We start from the raw sequence: 3,843 nt of genomic DNA on the forward strand, positions 1-3,843 counted from the left end.
ACGCGGCGGCAGCCGAGGCCACGCTGGCCGGCGCGACGGTGCTTCTGGCCCGGTCGCCACGGGCGGGTGGGCACTGGCTGGCGGTCGCCGAGGCCGCGGTGCGCGGCCCGATCCAGATCGCGGTGGCCTGTGACCCGGCGGCCTCCGAACTGCTGGACGCCGCGCGCCGACTGGCGCCGGGCGGGGCGGTCGTGGTCGGCGGCGCGGTGGACTCGTCCGAATTGCTGATCGACCGGCCACGGGTCGACGGCGCCGACGCGGCCTACGTGTGCCGGGGCCGGACGTGCGACCTGCCCGTCACCACCGTCGCGGATCTGGCTGCCGCGCTGGAGCGCCCCGTGTAGCGTGCCGCACATGAGTTTTGAGCCCGACGCACTGCAGACTTTCGTTCAGCGCTACCTCGACACGGTCGCCGGGGGCACCGCGGACGACGTCGCCGCGCTCTACGCCGAGGACGCCACGCTGGAGGACCCGGTGGGCGGCGGCGAGGTCCATATCGGGCGGCAGGCCATCGCCGGCTTCTACAAGATCATGGAGGGCGGTGGCGAGATCAAGACCGAGCTGCTGACCTTCCGCGCGGGCGGTCACGAGGCGGCGTTCGTCTTCGCCATCACCGTCGGCGGGGCGATGCGCATCGAGCCCATCGAGGTGATGACGTTCGACGGCGACGGCAAGATCACGTCGATGAAGGCCTACTGGGGCCCGCAGAACATCACCCAGCTGTCGTGATTCGGTGTCGCTGGTCAACCTCAGCGTGACGGGCGACGCCGAAATCACCAGAAGACGGCGAACCACATCGCGATGTAGTGACAGATGGCGGCCACCGCCGTGCACGCGTGGAAGAACTCGTGGTGACCGAACGTCGTCGGCCACGGGTTCGGCCACTTCAGCGCGTAGAGCACGCCGCCGATGCTGTACAGCGCGCCGCCCACGATCAACAATACGACCGCAGCGACGCCCGCTCCCTGCATGATCGGCCCGATGAACCACGCCGCCACCCAGCCGAGCAGGATGTAGAGCGGCACCCCGAGCCACCGCGGCGCCGACGGCCACAGCATCTTCAATGCGACCCCGGCCAGCGCGCCGGCCCACACGATCCAGAGCAGCACCCACCCCTTTTCTGAGGGCAGCGCGAGCAGTGCGAACGGCGTGTAGCTGCCCGCGATGAACAGGAAGATCATCGAGTGGTCGGCGCGCTTCATCCACTTGCGGGCGCTCGGCGACGTCCAGTCCACCCGGTGGTAGGTGCCGCTGACGGCGAACATCGCGACGATCGTGCACGTGTAGATCAGTGTGGCGATCCCGGCGCGCGTCGAGTCCAGCGACCACGACACCGCGACCAGTGCGGCACCGGCGATGACCGCGATGACGGCCGAGTACACGTGGATCCAGCCGCGCAGCCGCGGCTTCCCCAGGAACTGCGCGACACCATCGGCGACGGCTTCGGGAAGGTCCTCTGCCTCGTGCGCCGATCCTGCGCGGTCGGAGTCAGCGGTATCCGTGGGATCGAACGATGTGGCCATGTCACCTCCGCTGACTTGCTTGGGGTTTTCCTGCGCCACAGTAGTCTGGACCATCGTGGACCTCATTCCGCGGCGTCTCAAGGAGCCGATGTACCGGCTCTACGAAATGCGTCTGCGCCAGGGGTTGTCGCCGTCGCGATCGGAGCTGCCCCGACACATCGCGGTGCTGTGTGACGGGAACCGGCGCTGGGCCCGCGAACTGGGCCACGACGACGTCAGCTACGGCTACCGCGTGGGGGCCCACAAGATCGCCGAGATGCTGCGCTGGTGCCAGGAAGCCGGCATCGAGATGGCCACGGTGTACCTGCTGTCCACCGAGAACCTGCAGCGGGACGCCGACGAGTTGGCGTCGCTGATCGAGATCATCACCGACGTCGTCGAGGAGATCTGTGCACCGGCCAACCAGTGGAGCGTGCGCACGGTCGGCGACCTGGAGCTCATCGGGGAGGAGCCGGCGCGCCGGTTGCGCGAGGCCGTGCAGTCGACCGACAAGGCGAATGCCGCGACTTTTCACGTCAACGTCGCCGTCGGGTACGGCGGCCGCAAGGAGATCGTCGACGCCGTCCGCGCGCTCCTCGCCAAGGAGCTGGCCAACGGTGCCACCGGTGACCAGCTGATCGAGGCCGTCACCGCCGAGGCGATCTCGGAGAATCTCTACACCTCCGGCCAGCCCGACCCCGACCTGGTGATCCGCACCTCGGGCGAACAGCGGCTGTCGGGATTCCTGCTGTGGCAGAGCGCGTATTCGGAGATGTGGTTCACCGAGGCTTACTGGCCCGAGTTCCGCCGCGTCGACTTCCTTCGCGCACTGCGGGATTACAGCGCCAGGCACCGACGCTACGGCCGCTGAGGAAGTAGGTCGTGGTCACTCTCTCCGCTCTTGTCTTCGCGTTGAGCTGGTGGCTCGGGCTGTACCTGCTGGCCCGTGACCCCCGCAAGCCGGTGCTCGTGCTGGCGTCGCTGGGGTTGACGAGCTTCGCCCTCGTGGTTGCACTGGACGCGGTCCGGCTGGTCAGCGCGTCCGGGCTGCTGAGCCGGATCGAGATCTACCTCGTCGCGCTGCCGGGTATCGCGTGGTTCGCGGTGCTGCTGGAGCTGTCGCGGCCCCGGGACAGCTGGCGCAGCCGTGCGGGGGAGGCCTCGCTGGTGGCGGGCGTCGCGGTCGTCGCCTTCGCCGGGGCGACGATGGCGGGCGACGTCGAGGGCCCGCTGCGGCTGGGGCACTGGGTCATGGTCGCGGCGGTGTCGATTCCGTCGCTGGGCGCGATGGTGTACGCGGTGGTGCGGCGCTCGCAGCCGGGCCCGGTGGTGGGCTTCATCGTGGTGGCCACGCTGTTCTTCGCGCTCGGCAACGCGATCCTGATCATCCCGCTCGGCCTGGTGCCCAGCGGGTTGGCCCTGGCATCCACCGGGTTCGACGTCGCGCTGCTCGGGGTCGCGGTCGCCATCGGGGATGCGTTCGACGAGGGGCACGCGCTGCGCCGCGACATGCTGCGCTCCTTCGTCGGGACGACGGCGGTGGCCGTTCTGTTCGGCGGGCAGTTGCTGATCGGGCTTGCGGTGGGCGGCAAGGACACCACCATGGCCGTGCTGCTGTTCACCAGCCTGGCGATCGCGATCGCGATCAACGTGCTCGCCGACCCGCTGGCCGGCCTACTGGACCGGCTCGCCTTCTCCCGTTCGCCGGACCTGCGGGAGAACCGGGCCGCGCTGCGCGGCACCGAGGCAGCCCTGCCGCTGCGGTCGCGCAGCCCGCTCGACGGCTTGGACGAGGAGACCTTCGTGCGCGTCACCCGTCGCGCGCTCGGGCACTACGGCAACCTGTCCAAGCTCGTGGCCAGCCCCTTGACCGCATTGCCGGAGATCGACGAGCGGCTGGCCCGCCGAGGCGCGCCCGACCAGCCGCTGGAGCGGGCCAACGAGCTGCGGGCACTGCTGGCCGATCGGATCGCCGGCCTCAAGCCGCGTGACGGTGGCGACTTCGGCACCACCGAGCAGTGGCGCCACTACAACTCGCTGTACTTCCCGTACGTCGTCGGTGTCCGTGCGTACGCGCAGAACGCGACGGCCGCGGGGCTGGATCCCGTGGCCCGCCAGGCGTGGCACTGGCTGGTGGCCGAGGTGCCGCAGCGGTCGCTGCACAACTGGCAGAACGCCGCGGCGCGGGTGATCGCCACGGACCTGCGCAGCAACCTCGTCGCCGCCCGCTAACGGCCGCGTGGGCCGGAATTGCATTCCAGCCAATGTGACCTTGCGGTCGCCCGTTCCGGGGTGAAAATGGGCTGGTGGTCGCCTTGCGACGCCGTGTCTGCATGGTTCT

4 protein-coding genes and 1 pseudogene are annotated in these 3,843 nt (G+C 69.7%); 4 read left to right on the forward strand and 1 reads right to left on the reverse strand.

All coding sequences use genetic code 11. The features are described 5' to 3' along the window. Positions 1–344 (forward strand): annotated as a pseudogene (locus tag H7I57_RS14250) (hypothetical protein); the annotation flags it as partial. 10 nt (positions 345–354) lie between these two features. Beyond that, positions 355–729: a nuclear transport factor 2 family protein gene (locus H7I57_RS14255; protein ID WP_264024206.1), complete on the forward strand. Its 375-nt coding sequence runs from the start codon at positions 355–357 to the stop codon at positions 727–729. Positions 730–773: 44 nt separating this feature from the next. Here H7I57_RS14255 and trhA read toward each other — a convergent pair whose 3' ends face one another. Then, on the reverse strand, positions 774–1,523 hold the full coding sequence (trhA, locus tag H7I57_RS14260) for a PAQR family membrane homeostasis protein TrhA (RefSeq protein WP_264024207.1): 750 nt from the start codon (positions 1,521–1,523) through the stop codon (positions 774–776). A 55-nt stretch (positions 1,524–1,578) separates the two neighbouring features. Here trhA and H7I57_RS14265 point away from each other — a divergent pair, with 55 nt between their 5' ends. Both H7I57_RS14265 and H7I57_RS14270 read left to right on the forward strand, forming a co-directional pair. Beyond that, positions 1,579–2,373 (forward strand): (2Z,6E)-farnesyl diphosphate synthase, encoded by a 795-nt coding sequence (locus H7I57_RS14265; protein ID WP_264024208.1) that lies wholly within the window; start codon positions 1,579–1,581, stop codon positions 2,371–2,373. Positions 2,374–2,384: 11 nt separating this feature from the next. Further along, positions 2,385–3,734, forward strand: a complete 1,350-nt coding sequence (locus tag H7I57_RS14270) for a hypothetical protein (RefSeq protein WP_264024210.1) — start codon at positions 2,385–2,387, stop codon at positions 3,732–3,734. Positions 3,735–3,843 lie beyond the last annotated feature (109 nt).

This window comes from Mycolicibacterium pyrenivorans (assembly GCF_025821625.1).
Classification (GTDB): Bacteria; Actinomycetota; Actinomycetes; order Mycobacteriales; family Mycobacteriaceae; genus Mycobacterium; species Mycobacterium pyrenivorans.

Coding starts and splice junctions, on each gene's coding strand:
- H7I57_RS14255 (WP_264024206.1), top strand. CDS start 355: ATGAGTTTTGAGCCCGACGCACTGCAGACTTTCGTTCAGCGCTACCTC.
- trhA (WP_264024207.1), bottom strand. CDS start 1,523: ATGGCCACATCGTTCGATCCCACGGATACCGCTGACTCCGACCGCGCA.